This window comes from Micromonospora sp. NPDC002296 (assembly GCF_040296145.1).
In the GTDB taxonomy this organism is placed as follows: Bacteria; Actinomycetota; Actinomycetes; order Mycobacteriales; family Micromonosporaceae; genus Micromonospora.
Map to the genome: position 1 here is coordinate 105,070 of NZ_JBEOWQ010000005.1, position 22,987 is coordinate 128,056.

The 22,987-nt window shown below is 73.2% G+C and carries 25 protein-coding genes; 15 read left to right on the forward strand and 10 right to left on the reverse strand.

Annotated features, from left to right (window positions below; translation table 11 throughout):
- Positions 1–2: 2 nt before the first annotated feature.
- The 3 genes from ABT023_RS06350 to ABT023_RS06360 are packed head-to-tail and all read left to right on the forward strand — an operon-like array spanning position 3 to position 2,958.
- Positions 3–1,043 carry a peptidoglycan-binding protein gene (locus ABT023_RS06350; RefSeq protein ID WP_350882299.1) on the forward strand — a complete coding sequence of 347 codons (1,041 nt, stop codon included), beginning with the start codon at positions 3–5 and terminating at the stop codon, positions 1,041–1,043.
- The gene (locus tag ABT023_RS06355; RefSeq protein ID WP_350882301.1) at positions 1,040–1,732 is read left to right on the forward strand and encodes an ABC transporter ATP-binding protein; all 693 of its coding nucleotides are present in this window, start codon (positions 1,040–1,042) and stop codon (positions 1,730–1,732) included. The genes ABT023_RS06350 and ABT023_RS06355 overlap by 4 nt, the downstream gene beginning before the upstream one ends.
- Positions 1,729–2,958 carry an ABC transporter permease gene (locus ABT023_RS06360; protein WP_350882303.1) on the forward strand — a complete coding sequence of 410 codons (1,230 nt, stop codon included), beginning with the start codon at positions 1,729–1,731 and terminating at the stop codon, positions 2,956–2,958. Before ABT023_RS06355 ends, ABT023_RS06360 begins: the two co-directional genes overlap by 4 nt.
- A 65-nt stretch (positions 2,959–3,023) precedes the next feature.
- Here ABT023_RS06360 and ABT023_RS06365 read toward each other — a convergent pair whose 3' ends face one another.
- The 3 genes from ABT023_RS06365 to ABT023_RS06375 form a co-directional block, all read right to left on the reverse strand.
- The gene (locus tag ABT023_RS06365) at positions 3,024–3,527 is read right to left on the reverse strand and encodes a hypothetical protein (RefSeq protein ID WP_350882305.1); all 504 of its coding nucleotides are present in this window, start codon (positions 3,525–3,527) and stop codon (positions 3,024–3,026) included.
- Between the two features lie 74 nt (positions 3,528–3,601).
- On the reverse strand, positions 3,602–5,233 hold the full coding sequence (locus ABT023_RS06370) for a RecQ family ATP-dependent DNA helicase (protein WP_350882307.1): 1,632 nt from the start codon (positions 5,231–5,233) through the stop codon (positions 3,602–3,604).
- Between the two features lie 96 nt (positions 5,234–5,329).
- Positions 5,330–5,455: a hypothetical protein gene (locus ABT023_RS06375; RefSeq protein ID WP_350882309.1), complete on the reverse strand. Its 126-nt coding sequence runs from the start codon at positions 5,453–5,455 to the stop codon at positions 5,330–5,332.
- 148 nt (positions 5,456–5,603) lie between these two features.
- On the opposite strand from ABT023_RS06375, the gene ABT023_RS06380 reads away from it, so the two are divergent.
- The gene (locus ABT023_RS06380) at positions 5,604–7,145 is read left to right on the forward strand and encodes a glycoside hydrolase family 3 protein (protein WP_350882311.1); all 1,542 of its coding nucleotides are present in this window, start codon (positions 5,604–5,606) and stop codon (positions 7,143–7,145) included.
- A 78-nt stretch (positions 7,146–7,223) separates the two neighbouring features.
- Here ABT023_RS06380 and ABT023_RS06385 read toward each other — a convergent pair whose 3' ends face one another.
- Positions 7,224–7,508 carry a GNAT family N-acetyltransferase gene (locus ABT023_RS06385; protein WP_350882313.1) on the reverse strand — a complete coding sequence of 95 codons (285 nt, stop codon included), beginning with the start codon at positions 7,506–7,508 and terminating at the stop codon, positions 7,224–7,226.
- A gap of 149 nt (positions 7,509–7,657) precedes the next feature.
- Here ABT023_RS06385 and ABT023_RS06390 point away from each other — a divergent pair, with 149 nt between their 5' ends.
- The 7 genes from ABT023_RS06390 (at position 7,658) to ABT023_RS06420 (ending at position 11,937) form a co-directional block, all read left to right on the forward strand.
- The gene (locus tag ABT023_RS06390; RefSeq protein ID WP_350882315.1) at positions 7,658–8,023 is read left to right on the forward strand and encodes a hypothetical protein; all 366 of its coding nucleotides are present in this window, start codon (positions 7,658–7,660) and stop codon (positions 8,021–8,023) included.
- A 60-nt stretch (positions 8,024–8,083) separates the two neighbouring features.
- Complete coding sequence (locus tag ABT023_RS06395) at positions 8,084–8,908, forward strand: DUF1206 domain-containing protein (RefSeq protein ID WP_350882317.1); 825 nt, start codon at positions 8,084–8,086, stop codon at positions 8,906–8,908.
- 80 nt (positions 8,909–8,988) lie between these two features.
- The gene (locus ABT023_RS06400) at positions 8,989–10,191 is read left to right on the forward strand and encodes a mechanosensitive ion channel family protein (protein ID WP_350882319.1); all 1,203 of its coding nucleotides are present in this window, start codon (positions 8,989–8,991) and stop codon (positions 10,189–10,191) included.
- A 210-nt stretch (positions 10,192–10,401) separates the two neighbouring features.
- Positions 10,402–10,836, forward strand: a complete 435-nt coding sequence (locus tag ABT023_RS06405; RefSeq protein WP_350882321.1) for a phage holin family protein — start codon at positions 10,402–10,404, stop codon at positions 10,834–10,836.
- Positions 10,833–11,171, forward strand: a complete 339-nt coding sequence (locus ABT023_RS06410; protein ID WP_350882323.1) for a DUF3618 domain-containing protein — start codon at positions 10,833–10,835, stop codon at positions 11,169–11,171. Before ABT023_RS06405 ends, ABT023_RS06410 begins: the two co-directional genes overlap by 4 nt.
- Complete coding sequence (locus tag ABT023_RS06415) at positions 11,168–11,440, forward strand: DUF4235 domain-containing protein (RefSeq protein WP_161691336.1); 273 nt, start codon at positions 11,168–11,170, stop codon at positions 11,438–11,440. Before ABT023_RS06410 ends, ABT023_RS06415 begins: the two co-directional genes overlap by 4 nt.
- A gap of 293 nt (positions 11,441–11,733) precedes the next feature.
- On the forward strand, positions 11,734–11,937 hold the full coding sequence (locus ABT023_RS06420) for a cold-shock protein (RefSeq protein ID WP_088962828.1): 204 nt from the start codon (positions 11,734–11,736) through the stop codon (positions 11,935–11,937).
- Between the two features lie 125 nt (positions 11,938–12,062).
- Here ABT023_RS06420 and ABT023_RS06425 read toward each other — a convergent pair whose 3' ends face one another.
- Complete coding sequence (locus ABT023_RS06425; protein WP_350882326.1) at positions 12,063–12,257, reverse strand: hypothetical protein; 195 nt, start codon at positions 12,255–12,257, stop codon at positions 12,063–12,065.
- 314 nt (positions 12,258–12,571) lie between these two features.
- On the opposite strand from ABT023_RS06425, the gene ABT023_RS06430 reads away from it, so the two are divergent.
- Both ABT023_RS06430 and ABT023_RS06435 read left to right on the forward strand, forming a co-directional pair.
- On the forward strand, positions 12,572–13,366 hold the full coding sequence (locus tag ABT023_RS06430; RefSeq protein ID WP_350882328.1) for a trans-aconitate 2-methyltransferase: 795 nt from the start codon (positions 12,572–12,574) through the stop codon (positions 13,364–13,366).
- On the forward strand, positions 13,363–14,388 hold the full coding sequence (locus ABT023_RS06435) for an adenosine deaminase (RefSeq protein ID WP_350882330.1): 1,026 nt from the start codon (positions 13,363–13,365) through the stop codon (positions 14,386–14,388). Before ABT023_RS06430 ends, ABT023_RS06435 begins: the two co-directional genes overlap by 4 nt.
- Positions 14,389–14,634: 246 nt before the next feature.
- Here the strand turns inward: ABT023_RS06435 and ABT023_RS06440 are convergent, their stop codons facing one another.
- Positions 14,635–16,038, reverse strand: a complete 1,404-nt coding sequence (locus ABT023_RS06440) for a HAMP domain-containing sensor histidine kinase (protein WP_350882331.1) — start codon at positions 16,036–16,038, stop codon at positions 14,635–14,637.
- Between the two features lie 29 nt (positions 16,039–16,067).
- The gene (locus ABT023_RS06445; RefSeq protein ID WP_350882333.1) at positions 16,068–16,757 is read right to left on the reverse strand and encodes a response regulator transcription factor; all 690 of its coding nucleotides are present in this window, start codon (positions 16,755–16,757) and stop codon (positions 16,068–16,070) included.
- Positions 16,758–16,829: 72 nt separating this feature from the next.
- On the opposite strand from ABT023_RS06445, the gene ABT023_RS06450 reads away from it, so the two are divergent.
- Both ABT023_RS06450 and thrS read left to right on the forward strand, forming a co-directional pair.
- Positions 16,830–17,750, forward strand: coding sequence for an ADP-ribosylglycohydrolase family protein (locus ABT023_RS06450; RefSeq protein WP_350882335.1), 921 nt, complete (start codon positions 16,830–16,832; stop codon positions 17,748–17,750).
- A gap of 225 nt (positions 17,751–17,975) precedes the next feature.
- Positions 17,976–19,988: a threonine--tRNA ligase gene (thrS, locus tag ABT023_RS06455; protein ID WP_350882337.1), complete on the forward strand. Its 2,013-nt coding sequence runs from the start codon at positions 17,976–17,978 to the stop codon at positions 19,986–19,988.
- A 57-nt stretch (positions 19,989–20,045) separates the two neighbouring features.
- On the opposite strand, the gene ABT023_RS06460 is transcribed toward thrS, so the two are convergent.
- Genes ABT023_RS06460 through ABT023_RS06470 form a run of 3 tightly spaced genes read right to left on the reverse strand, consistent with a single transcriptional unit; the run spans position 20,046 to position 22,971 of the window.
- Complete coding sequence (locus ABT023_RS06460; RefSeq protein WP_350882339.1) at positions 20,046–20,531, reverse strand: S26 family signal peptidase; 486 nt, start codon at positions 20,529–20,531, stop codon at positions 20,046–20,048.
- Positions 20,528–22,444 carry an ABC transporter ATP-binding protein gene (locus tag ABT023_RS06465; RefSeq protein WP_350882342.1) on the reverse strand — a complete coding sequence of 639 codons (1,917 nt, stop codon included), beginning with the start codon at positions 22,442–22,444 and terminating at the stop codon, positions 20,528–20,530. Before ABT023_RS06465 ends, ABT023_RS06460 begins: the two co-directional genes overlap by 4 nt.
- Positions 22,441–22,971, reverse strand: a complete 531-nt coding sequence (locus ABT023_RS06470) for a thioredoxin domain-containing protein (RefSeq protein WP_350882344.1) — start codon at positions 22,969–22,971, stop codon at positions 22,441–22,443. Before ABT023_RS06470 ends, ABT023_RS06465 begins: the two co-directional genes overlap by 4 nt.
- Positions 22,972–22,987: the final 16 nt, after the last annotated feature.

The following is a 22,987-nucleotide window of genomic DNA, read 5'->3' on the forward strand; positions in this document are numbered from 1 at the left end:
CAGTGCGAAGCCGTAACCGCGTCGTCGTCGCCGCAGCCGTCGTCCTGGCGCTCGGTGCTGTGGCTGCCGCCTACGTGTGGCAGCCCTGGCGCAGGGATGCCGCCGTACCGGGTCCGAAGGTGAACACCCAGACGATCGTGCGAGAGGCACTGACGTCGAACACGATCCTGAACGCGCAGCTCAGCTACGGCGACCCAAACACTCTCATCGGTGGCGGCGGTGGCATCCTCACGGTGCTGCCGCCCCCCGGCAAGGTGGTCAGGGTTGGTCAACGCGTCTACGAGACGGACGGGCGACCCGTCGTGCTCCTGAAAGGCGCCCGGCCATTCTGGCGCGAGCTCAGAATCGGAGTCGCCCCGGGCGAGGACGTGCGCCAACTCGAACGGAATCTCGTCAAGCTGGGCTCCAGCGTGGGCCTCACCGTGGACGACACGTTCACCCGGTCCACCGTCCTGGCGATCAAACGCTGGCAGGACTCCCTCCGCGTCAAACGCACCGGTGTGTTCGCCCCGGGCGATGTCGTCGTCACCCAGGCGAATGCGATCCGTGTCGAGACCGTTCACGTGAAGCTCGGGGCATCCGCCAACGGAGACATCCTCGACTACACCGACACCACCGTGCACGCAGTCGCCAACCTCAGCACCGCGCAGGCCGGATCGTTGACGCCCGGGAAACCGGTGACCGTGGCCCTGCCCGACGGGTCGACCATCGGCGCTCAGATCACCCAGATCCAGAAGCACCGCGGGTCCGACAAGGACGGAAAACCTCTGCCGGACCGTGCGGTCATCGAATTCGCCGACCAGTCCCCGGTCTCGAGGATCGGCCTCTCCGCGGTGCGGGTCACCATCCCCAGCGACACCGTCGACGGAGCCATCGTCGTACCGGTCACCGCGCTCCTCGCCCTGGCCGACGGCGGGTACGGCGTCGAAGTGCTCCGGAACGGCAAGCGGGTCCTCGTACCCGTGAAGGTGGGGCTGGTCGCCGATTCTCGGTTACAGATCACCGGGGACCTCAAGGAAGGGGAGGAGGTGGTGGCGCCGTGACCGAATTCGTCCTCACCGTCGAGGAGGTCTCCAAGACGTATCCGACAGACCCGCCGACGCACGCGATCAGCGCAGCCAACCTGGCGGTGCGTGCCGGAGAGCTGGTCGCGATCGTGGGACCGTCCGGGTCGGGCAAGTCCACTCTGCTCTCGATCATGGGCACCCTTGAGGACCCCACCAGCGGAACGGTGCGTGTGCGGGGCCACCCGGTCGCTCGACTCGGCGACGCGCAGCGTGCTGCCCTGCGGGCACGGCACATCGGTTTTGTCTTCCAACAGTTTCACCTCATCCCCACCCTCACGGCCGAGAGGAATGTCGCGACCGGGCTGCTCTACACCGGCGCCGGACACGCCGAACGCCTCCGTCAGGCCCGAGACGCTCTCGAAGCCGTCGGGCTGGCCCACCGGACCCGGTATCGGCCCGGGCAGCTTTCCGGAGGTGAGAAGCAGCGCGTCGCGATCGCCCGCGCACTCGTCAAGCGGCCGAGCATCGTGTTCGCCGACGAACCCACCGGTGCCCTCGACACGGCCACCGGGGGGAACATCATCCGTCACCTCAGCGAGATTGCCGGCTCCGGAACGGCGGTCATCGTCATCACCCACGACCACGCCATCGCCGACACAATGCCGCGCCGTGTCCGAATCCGCGACGGCCGCATCACCACCGACACCGGGGCGTCCACCGCATGAGCATCTCTGACCTTGATCCGATCCGGATCCGCATCCGCGACCTTCTCGGCGACGCCACCGCCGGAACCTGGGCAAGACCGCTGCGCACCGTCCTGTCGACCATCGGGATCGCGATCGGCATCGCCGCACTCGTCGCCATCACCGGCGTCGCCGGCTCCAACAAGGCCCAGTATCTGAGCGAGCTCGATGGCATGGGGGCGAACCTGCTCACCGTCGAGCCGGGGAAGGACACGGACGACAGGACCGTACCGCTGCCCGACACGGCGCTGGAGATGATCGAACGCATCGCCCCCGTCACGAAGGCCGCCGCGGTGTATGCCGTACCCGACAGGGTGCACGCCTACCGCACCGATCGCGTCCCGAGCAACCAGACCAGCGGGCTGCTCGTGCAGGCCGCAGGCCCCGGTCTCCCGGCAGCGATCGACGCCGACCTGGCCTGGGGGCAGTGGTTCAGCAACGCCAGCCGCATCCTGCCCACCGTCGTGCTCGGAGCACAAGCCGCCACGACGCTCGGCATCGCCCACCCCGGACAGCGCATCTGGGTCGCCGACCAATGGCACTCCGTAATCGGTGTTCTGCGCCCGGTCGTCCTCGCAGACGGTATCGACCACGCTGTCTTCCTCGGCGACGGCTGGGCCGAAGCCGCCATCTGGCCACGATTCACCGACACCACCGGCGCTGTACCAGGCAGCATCGCCATCATCTACGTCAACACCCACCCCGGCACCGCCGCTCAGGTGCGTCCCGTGCTCGCCGGTACCGCCAATCCCGCCGCACCCCAGTACGTCGGAGTGTCGCAGCTCTCCGACTATGCCGACATGCGGGAACTTGCCGACACCAGCCTCGGCAACCTCGCCACGGCCCTTGCCGCGATCGCGCTCCTGATCGGTGGGGTCGGCATCGCCAACACCATGATCGTCGCCGTCGTCGAACGCCGCGGCGAAATCGGACTCCGGCTCGCCCTCGGAGCGCGACGCACACATATCGCCGCTCAGTTCATCTTCGAAGCGCTTGCTCTCGCCGCCATCGGCGCGACCATCGGCATCAGCACCGGCATCCTGGTCACCATCGGCTATGCCGCAGTCAACGCGCAAGCCGCAGCTCTTCCCATCACCGCGATCGTCGCGGCACCCGCGCTCGCTCTCATCGTCGGGATCATCGCCGGGGCCTACCCCGCCTGGCGAGCCACCCGGCTTGCACCCAACGAAGCACTCCGCACCGCCTGACGGGGCGGCAAGCGGGCTCACTCCGGCCGCCCCCGGCGCGGGGACGGCCGGAGTGACGCCCGGAATCAGTCGTTGAGGACCTGGGAGAGCCGGTCGCGGAACCGCCGCTCGGAGTCGCTCACCTGGTCGCCGCCGAGGCCGAGGATCCCGCCGCTGGACGCCGCGCCCACCACGTGCTCGGTGATCTTCATCAGCCAGTGCTTGTAGGCGCCGGCCTCGCCCTCGTCGACCCTGGTGGCCAGCAGCCGGGCCGCCGAGGCCGCCCGGTTCAGCACGTCCTCGATCATCGCCCGCGGGTCGGCCGGCACGATCACCGGCAGCTCCTCGCCGGCCTCCGGGTCGCCCACCCGGGACACGATCTCGCCGGCCACGGCGGCGACCAGGGGACTGGCCGACTCCCGGCCGGTGGCGATGGTCTCCAGGCCCGCGGCGTTCTCGGCCATGGTGCGACGGGCGCTGTCGTGCTCGGCGACGCTCGCCGCGGCGAGGACCGCCTGCGGCAGGCCGGCCAGCAGCCCCCACTCCTCGTCGGAGAAACCGAACCCGGTGTACGCCGGCTGCTCGATCACGTCCACGCTCCTCTCATCCTGATCCCACTCGGCTCGACTGCCACCGCACCCCGGTCGCCGGGGCCCGGCTCAGGCTAGTCGAGGGTCAACAGCCCCTGTTCGGACACCACGCGCACCGACAGCGTCTTGTAGCCGACCTCTTCGAAGAGCACCGTCATCCGGTCGTCCTCGTAACTGAGCACCATGCCCGGCCCCCACTCCGGGTGCCGCACCTTGCTGTGCACCGGGAACGGCCCGCTGGCGCCGTCGTCCGCGACGCTCGTGCCGGCCAGGCAGTTGTCGCAGTGCCCGCACACCTTCGTCATCTGCTCGCCGAAGTACGCCAGCAGCGTCTGCCCCCGGCAGCCGGTGGTCTCGGCGAAGGCCCGCATCATGTCGGTCCGGGACCGGGTCACGGTCTGCTGGCGTTCCGCCTCGGCCCGCGCGGCCTCGCCGGCCTCGGCGGGCGTGGGGGAATACCGGGGCGCGCCGATCCGCTGCTTCGACCGCGGCTCGGCTGCGCCGATCTGCTCCAGCAGGGCGAGGTACTGCCCGAGCTTGCGCGGCCCCAGGCCGGTCAGCTCCCGCAGCTCCTTCTTGGTGGCCGGCTTCTTGCGCAGCAGGGCGGCCAGGTCGCGCAGCTCGGTGGCGTCCGGCAGGCCGCCGGAGAAGAAGCGTTGCAGGCCGACGTCCTCGGCCTGCCAGAGCAGCAGCACCCGGGCCGGCTCCCCGTCGCGTCCGGCCCGGCCGATCTCCTGGAAGTAGCTGTCCGGCGAGTCGGGCAGGGCCATGTGCACCACCCAGGCGATGTTGGGCTTGTCGATGCCCATGCCGAACGCGGAGGTGGCCACCATGATCGGCACCTGGTCGGCGAGGAACGCCGTGTGCAGTTCGCCGCGCGCCCCGGCGGGCATGCCGCCGTGGTAGTACTGCGACGGGTAGCCGGCGTCCGTGAGCCGGCCGGCCAGCTCCTCGGCCGCGCGCCGGGTCGGCACGTAGATGATCCCGGGCCGCCTGTCCTCGCGCAGCAGCGCGATCAGCCGCCGCCACCGGTAGTCCTCGGTGGGGCAGTGCGCCACCTCGAGGAAGAGGTTCGGCCGGTCCAGCCCGGAGACCACCACCTCGGCGTCGCGCAGCCGCAGGCGGGCGATGATGTCGTCGCGGACCGGCGGCGAGGCGGTGGCGGTCAGCGCGACCACCGGCGGCCGGCCGATGCCGTCGATGAGGTGGCCCAGCGCCAGGTAGTCGGGGCGGAAGTCGTGCCCCCACGCCGAGATGCAGTGCGCCTCGTCGATCGCCACGAGCGCCGGCTTGAGTGACTTCACCTCCGCCATCCGGTCCGGGTTGGCGAGCTGCTCCGGGGTGATGAACAGGAACTCCGCCCGGCCCTCGCGGATCTCGGCGATCGCCTCCGCCTGCTGGGCGGCGGTCTCGTCGGAGCTGATCCGCACCGCCCGCAACTCCGGGCGTTGCCGCTCGTTGAGCGCCGCGATCTGGTCCTGCTGGAGGGCGAGCAGCGGGGATATCACCACGGTCGGGCCGGGGATCAGACTGGCCGGGATCTGGTAGATCGCCGACTTGCCGGCACCGGTGGGCAGCACCACCAGGGCGTCGCGTCGCTTCATCACCGCGCGCATGGCGGCGAGCTGGTTGGGCCGCAGGGCGGTCCAACCGAACAGGCTGCGCGCCGCGCGGCGCAGCGTCATCGAGTGCGTTGACAGTTTCATCGAGGGCCGGAGGTACCCGACGCGATCAGCGGCGAAACCCCGCGGCGGGAGCGCGCCGGCCCGCCCGCGTCCCGGGTCGGCGGCGGCCCGCCGGGGTCAGCGCCGGCGGAACATCGCCCGGATGGCGGCGAGCAGGAGCAGGCCGCCGACGATCAGGCCGAGCAGCCGAACACCGGGTACGTCGGCCGCGCTGGTCGCGTCGGCGAGGGGCGGCAGTGGCATGTGGGAACTCTCCCACGCAGGGCGGCGCCGCGCCACGGATTAACAGTAAGGTTTATTGACTATTAGTGGTGCCCGGTGTGACCATGGCAAGCACCGCCGCAGCCCGCGGCCGGGTCCGAAACGGGAATGACGGGGGTACCGCAGCCGCATGAGCAGCACACCGACGGGAAGACTGGCGAGCCTGGCGGCCGCTGTCCTGCAACCGGGATTCGTCGGCACCACCCCACCGCCCTGGGTCTGCCGGTGGCTCGGCGAAGGGCTCGGCTCGGTGGTCCTCTTCGCCCGCAACATCGTCGACCTCGACCAAGTCGCCGAGCTCACCGCGAATCTGCGCGCGGAGCGGCCCGATGTGGTGGTCGGCATCGACGAGGAGGCCGGCGACGTCACCCGGATCGAGTCCGGACGGGGCAGCTCCCGCCCCGGCAACTTCGCCCTCGGCGCGGTCGACGACCCGGAGCTGACCCACGAGGTGGCCCGCGACCTCGGCCGCGAGCTGGCCTCGGTCGGTGTCACCCTCAACTACGCCCCGGACGCCGACGTCAACTCCAACCCGGCCAACCCGGTCATCGGGGTCCGTGCCTTCGGGGCCGACCCGGCCCTGGTCGCCCGGCACACCTCCGCCTGGATCCGGGGGTTGCAGTCCAGCGGGGTGGCGGCCTGCGCCAAGCACTTCCCCGGCCACGGCGACACCCGCGTCGACTCGCACCAAGACCTGCCACGCATCGGCGGCACCCGGCAACAGCTCGACGCCGCGGAGCTGGTCCCGTTCCGGGCCGCCGTGGCGGCCGGGGTGCGGGCGGTGATGACCGGCCACCTGCTCGTCCCGGCGCTGGACCCGGAACTGCCGGCCACGCTCAGCCCGCGCATCCTCGGCGGCCTGCTCCGCGACGAGCTCGGTTTCACCGGTGTGGTGGTCACCGACGCGGTGGAGATGCGCGCGGTCGCCGACCGGTACGGCTTCGCCGGGGCGGCCGTGCGCGCCCTTGCCGCCGGCGCGGACGCGATCTGCGTCGGCGGGGAGCGGGCCGACGAGGACTCCGCCCGCGAGCTGCGCGACGCCATCGTCGCCGCCGTCGTGTCCGGCGAGCTGCCCGAGGAGCGGCTGGCCGAGGCGGCCCAGCGGGTCGGCCAGCTGGCGAGCTGGACGACGGCGGCCCGGGCCGCCGATCCGGTCCACTCCGGCGTCGCGGTCGGCGGCTCTGTGGTCGGGCTGGCCGCCGCCCGCCGGGCGGTCCGGGTGACCGCGCGCACCGGCGCCGAGGCGGCGCTGCCCCTGGTCGCCGCCCCGCACGTGGTCGAGTTCGAGCCGCCGCGCAACATCGCGATCGGCCAGGAGACCCCGTGGGGGGTCGCCGCCCCCCTCGCCGGCCTGCTCACCGGCACCACCTCGGTACGCCTCGGCGAGGCCGACCTGCCCGCCGACCCGACCGCCGGGGCGGCCGGCCGGCCGCTCGTGCTGGTCGTGCGTGACCTGCACCGGCACGAGTGGATGCGCGCCGCCGTGGGTCGGGCCATCGCCGCCCGGCCCGACGCGGTGGTGGTCGAACTGGGCGTGCCCGCGCTGGTCGCCGGGGTGGTGCACGTGGCCACCCACGGTGCCACCCGGGCCGCCGCCCGGGCCGCCGCCGAGCTGCTCGCCGGCACCCTCGCCGCGCCGCTGGCCGGCCTCGGGAAGCCCATCGCCGGCTGACGGCCCCGCGCTCCACGGCCCACCGCCCCACGGCCCGTCGCCCGACGGCCCGCGGGGCGGTCGGGCGTGCCCGCCGGTTCAGGCGGAGTCGACCAGGTCCGCGTACTCCGGGTGGCGCTCGATGAACGCGGCCATGAACGGGCACCTGGGCACCACCCGGCCGCCGCGCTCGCGGACCTGGTCCAGGGTGGCCCGCATCAGCGCGGATCCGACCCCCATGTTCTGGAACCCGGGGTCGACCTCGGTGTGGGTGAAGACCAGCACCTCGCCCCGGGGCAGGTACGCGGTGAACCCGGCCAGCGCGTCGTCGACCAGGATCTCGAAGCGACGGCGGGCGGGGTTGTCCTCGACCAGGAAGCTCACCCGGCCATTGTGCCCCGGGCCCCGGCCAGCTGGTCCAGTTCGGCCGGCAACCGGGTCCACCTCTCGGCCGGCAACCGGGGTGTGAAGGCGTTGAGCAGGGGCGATCGCGTGCCGGACGGCGTTCGCGCGGATCTCGTACCCTTGATCGGGTGACGAACCGACCCGGTACCCCCCCGTCCACCCCCGCCCGCCGGGCCGTCGGCCTGCTGGCCGGCCTGGCACTCGGTGTCGCCCTGCTCGCCGGCTGCAGCAGCGAGGGCGCCTCCACCGACTGCGGCCTGGACGCCTGCACGGTCACCTTCGACCGTGGCGTCGAGGCCAGCGCCACCATCCTCGGCGTCGAGGCCAAACTGGTCGGCGCCCAGGGCGACCAGGTGACCGTCGAGGTCGCCGGTGAACAGCTGTCGCTGACCGTCGGCCAGCAGGCCACCGAGGTCGGCGGCTTCGCCGTCACCCTGGACAGCGTCACCGACCAGGAGGTCAAGATCCGGGTCTCGCGTAATCCCGGCAGCTAGCAGCGCCGCGGCGGCGGTGGCTGACGTTTGGGGATCTCCGCAATCGGAGATTGTGGCGCCATGTCACTCACCCGGAACGCTGAAGCCACCGCCTCGCAGGCCGCGAACAGCCGGTGGCTCGAACTACTCGCCCGGGCCGGTTTCATCGGCTACGGCGTCGTGCACCTGCTGATCGCCTGGCTCGCCCTGCAGATTGCCTTCGGCAGCTCGGGCGGCAAGAGCGGTGACCAGTCCGGTGCGCTGGGCTCCCTGGCCGAGAAGCCGATGGGCAAGTTCCTCTGCGTCGCGATCGCCGTCGGCATGCTCGCCATGGCGATCTGGCAGGCCCTGGAGGCGGCCGTCGGCCACCGCGCCGAGCGGGACAAGGAGCGGCTCTTCGAGCGGATCGCCTCGGCCGCCCGCACCCTGGTCTACCTCTACTTCGCCTGGACCGCCTGGAAGGTCTTCTCCAACGCCGGCGCCAGCAACGCCGACCAGTCCGAGGCGCTGACCGGCAAGCTGATGACCTCCTCCGGCGGCCGCTGGCTGGTCGGACTGGCCGGCGTGGTGCTCGCCGCCATCGGCATCGGCCTGGTGATCTACGGGTGGAAGAAGAAGTTCGAGAAGCACCTCAAGACCGGTGAGATGAACGCACACACCCGGACCCTGGCCCGTCGGCTCGGCATGGCCGGCTACATCGCCAAGGGCGTCGCGTACGGCATCGCCGGCCTGCTGGTCGTGGTGGCCGCCGTCAACTACGACCCGGAGAAGGCTCGCGGCCTCGACGCCGCGCTGCGCACGCTGCGCGACCAGTCCTACGGCCCCGTGCTGCTGGTCCTGGTCGCCCTCGGGATCGCCTGCTTCGGCGTGTACTGCTTCCTCCAGTCCCGGTACCGCAAGGTCTGACCTGGTCGGATCGGGAAACAGCGGGCACCATTGGGCCTTTGCCCGGATCCAGGGTGCCCGCTGGAGGGAGAGAGATACCTGTGCAGAGCTACCTCACGACGGTCGTCGCCGCGCTGGCCGCGGCGGCGATCGCCCTTTTCCTGGTCGAGGTGGTGCACCGCGCGACCCGGCGATTCGGCCGGCGTTCGCTGCTGATGACCGAGCTGACCGACCACACGCACCGCTCGCTCCAGGTCGCCGCGACCGTCCTCGCCGTGCAGTTCGCCGTCCGGTTCTCCACCGGCTACGCCGTCGGCGCGCAGTGGCGGCAGGTGGTGCTGCACATGCTGGTGCTCGCCGTCATCGCCGCCGCGGCCTGGCTGGTCGCCTCGCTGCTGGTGGCGGTCGAGGACGTGGCGCTGGCCCGGTTCCGGGTCGACGTCCCGAACAACCGGCACGCCCGCCGGGTGCGTACCCAGGTGGTGATGCTGCGCCGGCTGACCATTGCGGTGATCGTGATTCTGACCATCGGCGTGATGCTGATGACCTTCCCCAGCGTCCGGGGCGTCGGGGCCGGCGTGCTGACCTCCGCCGGCGTGGCCGGCGTGGTCGCCGCGTTGGCCGCGCAGAGTCTGCTCAGCAACGTCTTCGCCGGGCTCCAGCTCGCCTTCAGCGACGCGGTGCGCCTGGACGACGTGGTGGTGGTCGAGGGGGAGTGGGGCCGGATCGAGGAGCTGACCCTCAGCTACGTGGTCGTGCAGATCTGGGACGACCGCCGGCTGATCCTGCCCACCTCGTACTTCACCAGCAAGCCCTTCCAGAACTGGACCCGGACCGAGGCGGCGGTGCTGGGCACCGCCGAGTTCGACGTCGACTGGTCGGTCAACGTGCAGGCGATGCGCGAGGAGCTGCGCCGGCTGGCGGAGAGCAGCGACCTGTGGGACGGCCGGGTGTGCGTACTCCAGGTGACCGACGCCACCGGCGGCCTGGTCAAGGTCCGCGCCCTGGTCAGCGCGGCGGACGCCGGCAGCCTGTGGGACCTGCGCTGCCTGGTGCGCGAGCACCTGGTCGGCTGGGTCCGCGACCACCGCCCGACCGCCCTGCCCCGGATGCGCACCGAGGTCGGCGACTCCGCCGGCACCCTGCCCTGGCAGTCGGTGCAGCCCCGGCGCCCGGTCCGCCGATCGGCCGACACCGACGCCCCCGACGACGCCCGGGTCTTCGGTGGGAGCGACGACGGCGCGGCCCGCAGCGAAGCCTTCGTCGGCCCCGACGAAACCCCCGCCCCGACCCCCACCCGCTGAACGCGGTGATCAAGAGGTCTGGTCGGCCGGACCGCAGATCCCCGCGCAAGCCGCTTGATCACCGTGGGCCGGGCGTGCGCCGGGTTGGGTTTGTGGGGGCGGGTTTTGGGGACTGGTGCGCGGGGTGGTCGGTGTTACTGGCTGCACCGCGCAGGATTGACGGGCGGCGGCTCCGGGCATACAGCGCGGTGATGATGAAAGGAGGACAGCATGGCTGACGTCGCGAATCACCGCACGTCTCGGACCGGGAGCGAGCCGTCCACCGCGGAACTGGTGCAGCGCGCCACGGAGCAGGTCTCGCGCCTCGTCCGGGACGAGCTCGCGCTGGCCCGGGCGGAACTGACGCAGAAGGGCAAGCACGCCGGCATCGGGATCGGCCTGTTCGGCGGCGGCGGGGCCCTGGCGCTCTACGGGCTCGGCGCACTGGTCGCCGCCGTGATCCTGCTGCTGGCGCTGGTCATGCCCGCGTGGCTGGGCGCGCTGATCGTGGCGGTGGTGCTCTTCCTGCTGGCCGGGATCCTCGCCCTGGTCGGCAAGAAGCAGGTCAGCCAGGCGGTTCCGCCGGTTCCGGCGGCGACGGTACGCAGCGTCCGGGCGGATGTGGACACCGTCACCGCCGCGGTGCGGGACAGGGGACGGGCATGACGGGCAACGGGACCGGCGACACCGAGGCGCTCCGCGAGGAGATCCGGCGGACCAGGGTGGAGCTGGGCGAGACGATGGAGGCGCTGGCCGCCAAGGCCGACGTCAAGGCCCGCCTGAGGTCCTCCGCCGAGCAGGCGAAGGGCCGGATGCGGGAGCAGGCCGCGCAGACGGTGGCCCGGGTGCGGGAGCAGGCCGCGCAGGGCGCCGGAGTGGCCCGGGAGGGGGCGTCCACCGCCGGTGCGGGGCTGCGCGGCCCGGTGCCGTGGGCGGCCGTCGCCGCCGGTGCGGTGGCTACGATGATCGTGTTGTTGATGGTTCGGGGGAGGCGCAGGTGAGCAGAGGCATCGGCAAGGCCGCGTACAAGCCGGTCGGGGTGCTGCTCGGCGTGGCCGCCGGCACGGTCGCGGGCGCGATCTTCCGGCAGGTCTGGAAGGCGACCGCGGGCGACGGCGAGGCCCCGAGCGCCACCGACGAGGACCGTGGCTGGGGCGAGATCCTGGCCGCCGCCGCCCTCCAGGGCGCGATCTTCGCGGTGGTCCGGGCCGCTGTGGACCGGGGCGGGGCGGCCGGCGTGCGCCGGCTGACCGGCCGCTGGCCCGACTGACCCGTAGGCACCATGCGAAAGGGCCCTTTCCGGTACGCGGGAAAGGGCCCTTTCGCTCGGGGGCGCGACCCGTCCGGGCCGGAATTCGGGCGTCCCTCGGGCCACCTCTCGGAGGATCTCGTCGGGTACGCTGTGCAAAGTTTTCGCTACGTGGTTTGCTGTCCCACGCTGTTGCGAGATGGCGTGGGTTGAGAGAAGTCTCCTGCACAGGGGGCCGCCTCAGGCGCCGCTGCTCGAAAACGGCCAAACGGCCGCACGGCGTGCTCGGCCGCCAGTTTTAGAAGGAGATTCACATGGCGCAGGGAACCGTGAAGTGGTTCAACGCAGACAAGGGCTTCGGCTTCATCACCGTCGACGGCGGGGGTGCTGACGTGTTCGTCCACTTCTCGGCCATCCAGTCCAGCGGCTACCGTTCGCTGGAGGAGAACCAGCGGGTGGAGTTCGAGATCGCCCAGGGTCAGAAGGGCCCGCAGGCTGAGCAGGTCCGCCCGATCTGAGCAGCCGTGGCCGGCGTGCCGGCCGAGGCCGGGTGATCCCCCCGGATCACAGCGAAACCCCGCGTCCTGTCCGGGATGCGGGGTTTTCCGTTGCCCCGGACACCTGCCCTCGTTGAGGGGCGCGGTCAGGGCCGGCGGCGGCTGCGCAGGCCGAGCCAGATCGTCACGAGTCCGATCAGGACCAGCAGCGGGCCGAGCAGCGCCCAGATCCGCTGGTCGGTCATGACGCTGCCGCCGACGTAGCCGAGGCCCTGCACCGTCCAGACGGCGCCCACGACCATGCCGAGCAGGCCGAGGGTGAGCGGAAGCCACCCCTTCATCGCGTTCCTCCTTCGCCGGCCGCACGGGCCCGTCCAGCATGCGCGTCGTCGCCGAGGTGGGCGAGCACCGTCGGCCCCGGGCGGCCAACCCGCGCAGCGCGAACTGGGCCAGGGTGCGGCCCGTCCCGGCCAGCCTCGTCGACCCGACCCCAGTCCGCGCCGAGCTGCCGGGTGCCGAGGCCGACCACGCCGACGGACCGCCCGAGCCGGGGGCGGGCGCGCTGCTGCATGCCCCGAGCCTAGTGATCGGCTTGCCCGGTCGTGCGGCGGGCCGTACGGTTCAACAAGACGAACGTACGGTTTGGGAGGCGGCGATGTGGGACCCGGCGACGTACCTGCGCTACGACGACGAGCGGGGGCGGCCCTTCCACGACCTGGTCGCCCGGGTCCCGGCCGGGCGGCCCCGGGCCGTCGTCGACCTCGGCTGCGGTCCCGGCACGCTCACCGCCACCCTGTCCGCCCGCTGGCCGGATGCCCGGATCACCGGCCTCGACTCGTCGCCGGAGATGATCGACCGGGCCGCCGCCCTGGGCGCGCCGGTCGACTTCGCGGTCGGCGACGTGCGCGACTGGCGGCCCGGCCCGGACGTCGACGTGCTGGTCAGTAACGCCGTGCTCCAGTGGGTGCCCGGGCACCGGGAGCTGCTGACCCGCTGGGCGGGCGAGCTGCCCGCCGGGGCCTGGCTCGCCGTGCAGGTGCCGGGAAACTTCGAGGCCCCGTCGCACCGGGCGCTGCGGGAGGTGGCCGGGGCGGGGCCGTGGGCCGCCGAGCTGACCCCGCTGCTGCGCGAGGCCCCGGTCGACGAGCCGGTCGGCTACGCCAGGCTGCTGACCGACGCCGGCTGCGCGGTCGACGCCTGGGAGACCACGTACGTGCATCAGCTCCCGGCGCCGACGCACGCCGAGCACCCGGTGCTGACCTGGATGGAAGGCACCGCGCTGCGCCCGGTCCGGGCGGCGCTCGACGACGCGGGGTGGGCCGACTTCCGCGCCGAGCTGCGGGCGCGCCTTGCGGCGGCCTACCCGGCCCGGCGGAATCTGGTGTACTTCCCCTTCCGCCGGCTCTTCGTCGTCGCCCGGACCGACGCCAGCGCAAGGGAGAAATTGTGATTGATCTGTCCACCTTCATCGCCGGACTGCCCAAGGTGGAGCTGCACGTGCACCACGTCGGCTCGGCGTCGCCGCGGATCGTGGCCGAGCTGGCCGCCCGGCACGCCGGACGCAGCCCGGTGCCGGCGGACCCGGACGCCCTCGCCGACTACTTCGCCTTCCGGGACTTCGCCCACTTCATCGAGGTCTACCTCAGCGTCGTGGACCTGATCCGGGACCCCGAGGACGTCTGGACCCTCACCCACGAGGTCGCCCGCGAGCTGGCCCGCCAGCAGGTCCGGTACGCCGAGCTGACCGTCACCCCGTACTCGCACGTGCGGCGGGGCATCCCCGCGCCCGCGTTCTGCGAGGCGATCGAGGACGCCCGGAAGCGGGCCGAGGCCGACTTCGGCATCGCGCTGCGCTGGTGCTTCGACATCCCGGGCGAGGCGGGGCTGCCGGCCGCCGAGGAGACCCTGCGGATCTGCCTGGAGGAACGCCCCGACGGGTTGATCAGCTTCGGCCTGGGTGGCCCCGAGATCGGGGTGCCCCGACCGCAGTTCAAGCCGTACTTCGACCGGGCCCGGGCGGCCGGGCTGCACTCGGCGCCGCACGCCGGGGAGACCACCGGCCCGCAGACCGTCTGGGACGCGCTGCGCGACCTCGGCGCGGAGCGGATCGGCCACGGCATCTCCGCCGCCCAGGACCCGAAGCTGCTCGCCCACCTCGCGGAGCGGCGGATCGCCCTGGAGGTCTGCCCGACCTCCAACCTGCGCACCCGGGCGGTCGCCTCCCTCGACGAGCACCCGCTGCCCCGACTCGTCGAGGCGGGTGTGCTGGTCACCATCAACTCCGACGACCCGCCGATGTTCGGCACCACCCTCGACGACGAGTACGCGGTGGCCGCCCGGCTGCTCGGGCTCGGCCCCGAGGGAGTGGCCGCGCTGGCCACCGACGCGGTTACCGCCGCGTTCCTCGAACCGGGGGAGAAGTCGCGGCTCACCGCCGAGATCGACGGCTACCTGGCCGCGGCGACCCGCTGACCCGCCGGGCCGCCGACGGCCGGTCGGCGCCCGGGTCGCGGGGCCAGCGCGCGCGGCGGGAGCCGGTTGTGGGGGGACCGGACTCCCGCCGCGTGCACGGACTCCACCGGCCAGGTGGGTGGATCCGGGGGCGGCCGGTGGAACTGGTGGGTTCGCCCCCCGATCCTGTCAGGTCGCGCCCGGCCCGCCGGCGCCGTTAATCCGAATCTAAGAAAGACTTGTGTCTGCCCACAGGCGGCGGGGCGGTCAGCCATCCGTGGGGCGCTGCCGGGGCCAGCGGCGGCCCCCGCCCTTCTGCTCCCGCGCCTCCCGGGCCATCCGACCGACCAGGCCGAAGCGGCTGACCTGCCGTGGGGTGGCCTCCGGGTCGGCCAGCAGCATCACCACGCTGGCCCCGCCGAGCCGGGCCCGGTCGATGCTCACCGACCCGTTGGCCTGCAAGGCCACCCGCTTGGCGATGTCCAGGCCGAGCCCCGTGGAGCCCTGGTCGCTGGTTCCCCGCCGCAGCGCCCGGTCCGGGTCGGCGATGCCCGGGCCGGCGTCGTCGATGCGGATCGCCACGTATCCGTCCCGGCGGGAGACCGCGAGCTCGAACGCGGTGCCCTGCGGGGTGTAGCGGAACACGTTGCCGATCACCGCGTCGAGGGCGGCGGCCAGCTCGGCCCGGGGCACGGGCGCCGGGATGCGCAGCTGCGCCCCGCTGACCCGGTGCGGCCGGTTCTGGTCCCCCGCGAGGGCCGACCAGAACACCATCCGGTCCCGGACCACCTCGCTGACGTCGCACATCGCCGGGCCGGCCTCGTGGGCGACCGTCTTGCGGGTCGTCTTGATCAGCATGTCGATCTCGCCCTCGAGGGTCACGATGGCCTGCCGGATCCGCCGGATGGTGCGTCGCCGGTCCAGCTCCGCCTCCGTGAACGAGCCCACGCTGGTGTCGTCGGAGTCCAGCCCTTCGGCGTCCAGCCGCAGCACCGTCAGGGGCGTGCGCAGCCGGTGCGACAGGTCCGCCACCAGTTCCCGCTCGTCGGTACGCGCCGCCGCCATCCGGTCCGCCATCCGGTTGAACGCGTAGCCGGCCTCGGCCAGCTCGCGCGGGCCGCTCGGCTCGACGTGCACCCCGAGGTCGCCGTCGCCCACCGCGAGAGCGGCCTTCACCAGCCCCCGGGTCGAGTCGACCGCGCGGGCGGCGACCCGGTCCACCACCAGCACGGCGGCCCCCACCAGGGCCACCGCCACCGCCGTCAGCAGCAGCCAGCGGCCCCCGGAGCCCTCATCGAGCGCGGAGTCCGGCACGAACACCTCGACCACGACCACCGTGTCGCCGAGCACCACCGGATCCAGCCGGAGCGCCCCGCCGGGCACGTCGACGATCACCGAGCGTCGGTCCGTGGTGGCCCTGGCCAGCGCCGCCGTGTCGGCCCGGCCGGCCGGCGCGGCGCCGCCCAGCCCGTGCACGACCGGCCGGGTCGTCAGGTCCGTGCCGCTGGCCTCCACCGCGCGCCGCACCGCCGCCGGCTCGGTGCTGACCGCGAGCGCGCCGGTGACCAGCGCGCCGCGCCGGGCGGCGTCGGCGAGGGCCTCCTGACGGGTCTGCTCGCCCAGGCTGATGCCGAGGGGGATCAGGAACGCCAGCGCGACGAGCGCGCACATGCCGGCCGTCAGCCAGGCCAGCGCGACCCTCAGTCCGGGGCCACCAACCGGAAGCCGACCCCCCGCACGGTGCGCAGGTAGCGCGGCTTCGCCGCGGACTCGCCCATTTTGCGACGCAGCCAGTACAGGTGAACGTCGATGGTCTGGTCCTCGCCGACCGATGGCTGGCGCCATACCTCCTCCAAGAGTTCCCGGCGGGAGACCACCCGCCCCGGTCGGGCGGCGAGATACGCCAGCAGGTCGAATTCCTTGCGGGTCAGCGCGAGCGCCGTCCCGTCGAGCTGGGCGCTGCGCTCGCCGACGTCCACCCGCAGGCCGCCGACGGTGTGCACGGCCGGCTGCACCGTCCGGCTTGCCCGGCCGGCCCGGCGCAGCACCGTGGTGATCCGGGCGTCCAGGTGCGCGCCGGTGAACGGCTTGACCATGTAGTCGTCCGCGCCCGCCCGCAGCAGGCGCACCACCGACTGCTCGTCGTCGCGGGCGGTGGCGATGATGATCGGCACGTCGGTGATGCCGCGCAGCATCCGCAGCGCGTCCGAGCCGTCCAGGTCCGGCAGGCCGAGGTCGAGCACCACCAGGTCGGGGGTCTCCGCGGCCACCCGGCGCAGCGCGTCCAGCGCCGTGCCGACGGCGTGCACAGCGTGTCCCCGGTCGGCGAGGGACCGCAGCATCGCGCCGCGTACGACGTGGTCGTCTTCGACCAGGAGCACCGTGGCCACGTCAGCACCGTACTCGGCAGGGCAAGCTGGCGCGTTGCGGCGCACCCGCGGACCGGGCAAGCTGGTACGACCATGTCCTTCACGCTCTTCGCGGACACCCGCCTGGCGCTCGCCCGGGACAGCCTCGCCGGGCTCTCCGTCGGCGACGCCCTCGGCTCCCAGTTCTTCGTGCCGGGGCACCGGCCCGGGGACCTCGCCGCCGGCCGGCTCCCCGCGCCGCCCTGGCAGTGGACCGACGACACCGAGATGGCGTGCTCCGTGGTGGCCGAGCTGGCCGGCGCCGGGGAGGTCGACCGGGACCGGCTGGCGCTGGCGTTCGCGCACCGGTGCGAGCCGTACCGCGGTTACGGCCCCGGGGCGGTGACCATCCTGCGCCTGATCCGCACCGGCACGCCGTGGCCCGTCGCCGCGGCCTCCGCCTTCGACGGGCAGGGCTCGTGCGGCAACGGCGCGGCGATGCGGGTCGGGCCGCTCGGGGCGTGGTTCGCCGACTCGACCCGGCGGGCCGCCGCCCAGGCCCGGGCGTCCGCCGAGGTCACCCACGCCCACCCGGAGGGGATCGCCGGCGCGGTGGCGGTGGCGGTGGCCGCCGCCCTAGCCGCGCGGGCCCGCCTCGACGGGGACCGCCCCCCGCCGTCGCGGCTGCTCGCCGCGGTCGCCGCCGCCCTCGACCCGGGCAGCCAGGTGCACCAGGGGGTACGCCGGGCCGCCGGCCTGCTGGACCGGCCGGTGGCCGTCGCCGCCGACGCGCTCGGCAACGGCTCCCGGGTGACGGCGCAGGACACCGTCCCGTTCACGCTCTGGGTCGCCGCCACGCGCCTCGACGACTACCCGGCCGCGGTCCGGGCGTGCGTCGAAGCGGGCGGGGACGTGGACACCACGGCGGCGATCGCCGGCGCGGTGGTGGCCGCCCACACCGGCGTCGGCTCGCCGGGCGGGGTGCCCGCCGACTGGCTCGCCGCCCGCGAGCCGCAGCCCGACTGGGCGGGCTGACCACCCAGCCCGGCCCGGTCGCGGGACGCCCACCCGCCCGGCCCGGCGGCGGAACGCCCACACCTCGTGTCCGGGCCGGCGCGGTGGCCGCCGACGGACCGGGAGGAAGGCGTCGGGACGGAGCGTCACCTTCACCGAACGCGACAAGAAGGGGTCCCATGCTGCCCGCTAGCATCAGCGGGGGCGGTCGCTCGGCCGCGTTCGTCGTCAGCTGAAGGAGTCACCGTGTCCGCACCCCGTACCCCCGTCGTGGCCGACCCCGTCGTCGTCGCCGCCGGGACGACGGCGGCCGACGCGGTGGCCGCGGCCGGCCTGCCGGCCAGCGGCCCCAAGGCGGTCGTCGTGGTCCGCGACCCGCAGGGCCAGCTCCGCGACCTGGACTGGACGCCGGCCGAGGACGTCACCGTCGAGCCGGTCGGCCTCGACACCCCGGACGGGCTGAACGTGCTGCGCCACTCGACCGCGCACGTGCTCGCGCAGGCCGTGCAGGACGTGTTCCCGGAGGCGAAGCTCGGCATCGGCCCGCCGATCGAGAACGGCTTCTACTACGACTTCGCCGTGGACAAGCCGTTCCAGCCCGACGACCTGGCCAAGCTCGAGAAGCGGATGCAGGAGATCGTCAAGTCCGGTCAGCGGTTCCGGCGGCGGCGCTTCGACAGCCTGGACGAGGCGAAGGCCGAGCTGGCCGCCGAGCCGTTCAAGCTGGAGCTGATCGACGTGAAGGGCGAGGGGCTGGACTCGTCCGAGGTGATGGAGGTGGGCGGCGGCGAGCTGACCATCTACGACAACCTCGCCGCCAAGGAGGACAAGGTCTGCTGGTCGGACCTGTGCCGGGGCCCGCACCTGCCGAACACCCGGCTGATCGGGGCGTTCAAGCTGATGCGCTCGGCCGCCGCGTACTGGCGGGGCAGCGAGAAGAACCCGCAGCTCCAGCGGGTGTACGGCACCGCGTGGCCGACCCGGGACGAGCTCAAGGCGTACCTGAAGCTGCTGGAGGAGGCGGCCCGGCGCGACCACCGCAAGCTCGGCGCGGACCTGGACCTGTTCAGCTTCCCCGACGAGATCGGCTCCGGCCTGGCGGTCTTCCACCCCAAGGGCGGCATCATCCGCCGGGAGATGGAGAACTACTCGCGCCGCCGGCACGAGGCGGCGGGGTACGAGTTCGTCAACACCCCGCACATCACGAAGGCACAGCTCTTCGAGACCTCCGGCCACCTGCCCTACTACGCCGACACCATGTTCCCGCCGATGCAGCTCGAGGGCGCGGACTACTACCTCAAGGCGATGAACTGCCCGATGCACAACCTGATCTTCAGGTCGCGCGGGCGGTCCTACCGGGAGCTGCCGCTGCGGCTGTTCGAGTTCGGCACGGTGTACCGGTACGAGAAGTCCGGCGTGGTGCACGGCCTGACCCGGGTGCGCGGGCTCACCCAGGACGACTCGCACATCTACTGCACCCGGGAGCAGATGCCCGGCGAGCTGTCGACCCTGCTCACCTTCGTGCTGGACCTGCTGCGCGACTACGGCCTGGACGACTTCTACCTGGAGCTGTCCACCCGGGACGACTCGCCGAAGTTCATCGGCGACGACGCCGACTGGGCGGAGGCGACGGAGGCGTTGCGCACCGCCGCCGAGGCGTCCGGGCTGGACCTGGTGCCCGACCCGGGCGGCGCGGCCTTCTACGGCCCGAAGATCTCGGTGCAGGCCCGGGACGCGATCGGCCGGACCTGGCAGATGTCGACGATCCAGGTCGACTTCAACCAGCCGGCCCGGTTCGGGCTGGAGTACCAGGCGGCCGACGGCACCCGCAAGCAGCCGGTGATGATCCACCGGGCGTTGTTCGGCTCGATCGAGCGGTTCTTCGGGGTGCTCACCGAGCACTACGCGGGGGCGTTCCCGGCCTGGCTGGCCCCGGTGCAGGTGGTGGGCATCCCGATCCGTGAGGACCACACCGACTACCTGCACGGGTTCGTCGCGGCGCTGCGCGCCGAGGGCATCCGGGCCCAGGTGGACGCGGGCGACGACCGGATGCAGAAGAAGATCCGCACCGCCCAGCAGCAGAAGATCCCGTTCATGGTGATCGCCGGCGACGACGACGTGGCCGCCGGGACCGTGTCTTTCCGCTACCGGGACGGCTCGCAGCGCAACGGGGTGCCGGTCGCCGACGCGGTGGCCCACGTGCTCGACGTGGTCACCTCCCGCAGCAACACCGGCCCCTCTGCCGCCGTCGAAGCCTGAGTGCCGCCGCTGCCGGCCACCGTCATCCGGCCGGCAGCGGCGGCACGTCCGCGCCCGTCACCGTCGGGGGTGCCCGACCACCGTGCCCAGCACCCGGGCCGCGGGGAAGTAGCCGACCGAGCGAGAGTCCAGGCTTGCCCGGGGATTGTCGCCGAGCAGGACCAGGTGGCCGGCGGGTACCCGGTCCTCGGCGGTGTCGGCCAGGGCGGGCACCCGGTCACGCGGGACCTCGTCGCCCGGGGCGGCGGCGACCCGTTTGATCAACCATCGGCGCCGGGTCAGGTCGCCCGGCCGGGCCGACATCTCCGGGCTGCGCCACCGGCCGTCGGCGTCCGGTTGTTCCACCACGACCACCTCGCCCGCCCCGGCCGGCCGGCGCCGGACCAGCACCTGGTCGCCCTGCCGGTAGGTCGGCTCCATGCTGACCCCGTGCACGGTCACGCTGACCAGGCGGCGGCTCAACACCGCCCGAACGAACAGCGCCAGGCCCAGGCCGAGGACGACGGCGGCGCACGCGACGAACCAGAGCGGCCGGCCGGTCACGACAGCCCCGCCGGGGTGGGTAGTCCCTCGGGCCGGTCCTGGTAGCCCGACGCCTGGAGCGCGAACATCCGCGCGTACTCCCCGTCGGCCGCGACCAGCGACCGGTGGTCGCCCTGCTCGCTGATCCTGCCGTCGCGGAGCACCACGATCCGGTCGGCGTCGCGCAGCGCGCCGAGCCGATGGGAGATCAGCACGCTGGTGCGGCCTTCGCGGTGCCGCCGCAGCGAGGTGTGGACCTCGTGCTCGGCCCGGGCGTCCAGGCCGGCGGAGGGCTCGTCAAGGATCATCAGGTCACGCTGGTCCCGCAGGAAGGCCCGGGCCAGCGCCAGCCGCTGCCACTGCCCGCCGGAGAGCGCCACGCCGGTCTCCGGGTCGTCCTGGCCCGACTCGGTGAGGAACATCCGGGACAGCAGGGTGTCGTACCCGCGGGGGAGCGCGTTGAGCTGCTGGTCGATGTCGGCCCGGACAGCAGCGGTCCGGATCCGCCGCCGGTCGTCCAGGGCGTCGAGGTCCCCGAGGCCGATGTTCTCCGCCGCCGTCATCTCGTAGTGCATGTAGTCCTGGAAGACCGCTCCGATGCGTCGGCGCAACTCGGCGACATCAACGGAGCGCAGATCCACCCCGTCCCAGAGGATCCGCCCCCGGGTGGGGTCGTAGAACCGGCAGAGCAACTTCACGACCGTCGACTTGCCGGCCCCGTTCACCCCGACCAGCGCGAGCGTCTCTCCGTACGGAATGTGCAGGTCGACGCCGCGCAGCACCCAGGGGTGCCGATCGGAGTAGCGGAACCAGACGTCGTGGAACTCGATGCCCCGGCGGAGCGCCGGCAGCGGGCGGGGCTCACCGGGCGTCGGCAGGTCCGGTCCGGCGGTGGTGACCGCGACGTAGTGCCCGAACATCAGCAACGCGTGGTGCGCCCGGGCGACCTCCCCGGCCAGCGCGGCCAGTGCCGCCTGCACCCCGGCCACGGCCGCGACGAACAGGGTCACGTCGCCGATCGACAGCCGGCCCGACCGGGCTGCCTGCACCGCCCACAGCAGTCCGGCCCCCGAGACGACGGCGGCCAGCACGCCGAGTCCGGCCTGGACGCGGACCTGCCGACGGTCCACGGCCCGTTTCGCGGCGTTGCTGCTGCGGCGGTCGGCCAGCATCCGCTCGCGCAGGAACGCGCCGATCCCGAACAGCCGCACCTCCTGGACCGCCTGCACAGACGTGAGGAGTTGACTGTGGAAGAACTCCCGACGCTCGGCCGGCCCGATCTCCCAGGACATCCTCGCGCGCTGCCGGGCCAGGACGATCTCCGCGGCCAGGACCGGCACGGCGGCGGCCAGAACCAGCGCCGCCAGCGCCGGGCTGAGCACGAACAGGGTGGTGAGGAACCCGCCTACCGTCAGGGCGACGCGGGCGACGGCGAGCAGTCCGGCCGACACCTGGTTCGGCATGACCTCCCCGGCCTGCCGGGCGAGCCTGAGCCGGTCGAGGAAGGCCGGTTCCTCGAAGCGGCCGAGCCCGATGAAGCCGTCGACGGCGATGAACAGCCGCTCCTGCGCCAGCAACCCGACCGCCCGGTCCAGTTCGCCGCGCAGGTAGGTGCTCACCTGTGGGACCAGGCCGGTGGCCAGCGCGACGGCGGCCAGGCCGAGCCCCAGCCGGACCAGCTCACCCGGTGCGCCGCCCTGGGCGAGCTGGTCCAGCACCAGTTTGGTCAGCCAGGCCACCAGCACCGGCAGCGCGCCGGCGGCCACGGTGACCAGCACGTACGTCGTCAGGTGTCCCGGCGCCGCCCGGACGGCCAGCCCGACCGCCGAAACGGCCCGCCGGGCCAGGACGCGGGGGCCCGGCGTGACCTCCGCCGGGTCGGGACCGGCCACCGGTGCGCCGGCTTCGACCCCGGGCGGGCCGGACCGGGTCACGCCGGAACCTCCGACCGCTTCTTCACCCGGGCGATCCGCCCCTGCCCGTCGGCGGCGACCCAGAGCATGGTCGGATAGTTGGTCGCTCGGAAGGCCCGGCTGAGCTCGCCGCCCGGTGCCTCGACCACCACCCGGGACACCGGGGCCAGTTCGGCGACGAACGCCTCCGCCTCGACCCGGTCGCCCACCACGACCGCCAGCACCCGGTCCCGGCCGCCGGGTGCGGCGGTGGCGTGCGCGACGAGTTCGGGCAGCTTCTCGGCGCAGGACGCGCAGCTGGGGGAGACGAACGCGACGAAGGTGTCCTCGGCGAGGGCCCGCCGGTCCAGCGGTCGCCCGGTCACGTCGACGGCGGTGAAGACGCCTACCTCCTCGCCGACCTCCAGGCCACCGGAGCCGGCCACCCCGGCCCCGCTGGACAGCAACGTGTTGTGCTCGCGCAGTCGCTTCACCACGCCGAGCGTCAGGATCAGGTTCAGCGCACCCAGCAGCCCGACGACGACGACGGCGGTGACGAGTAGCGGCATGAGGGTCTCCTTGTAG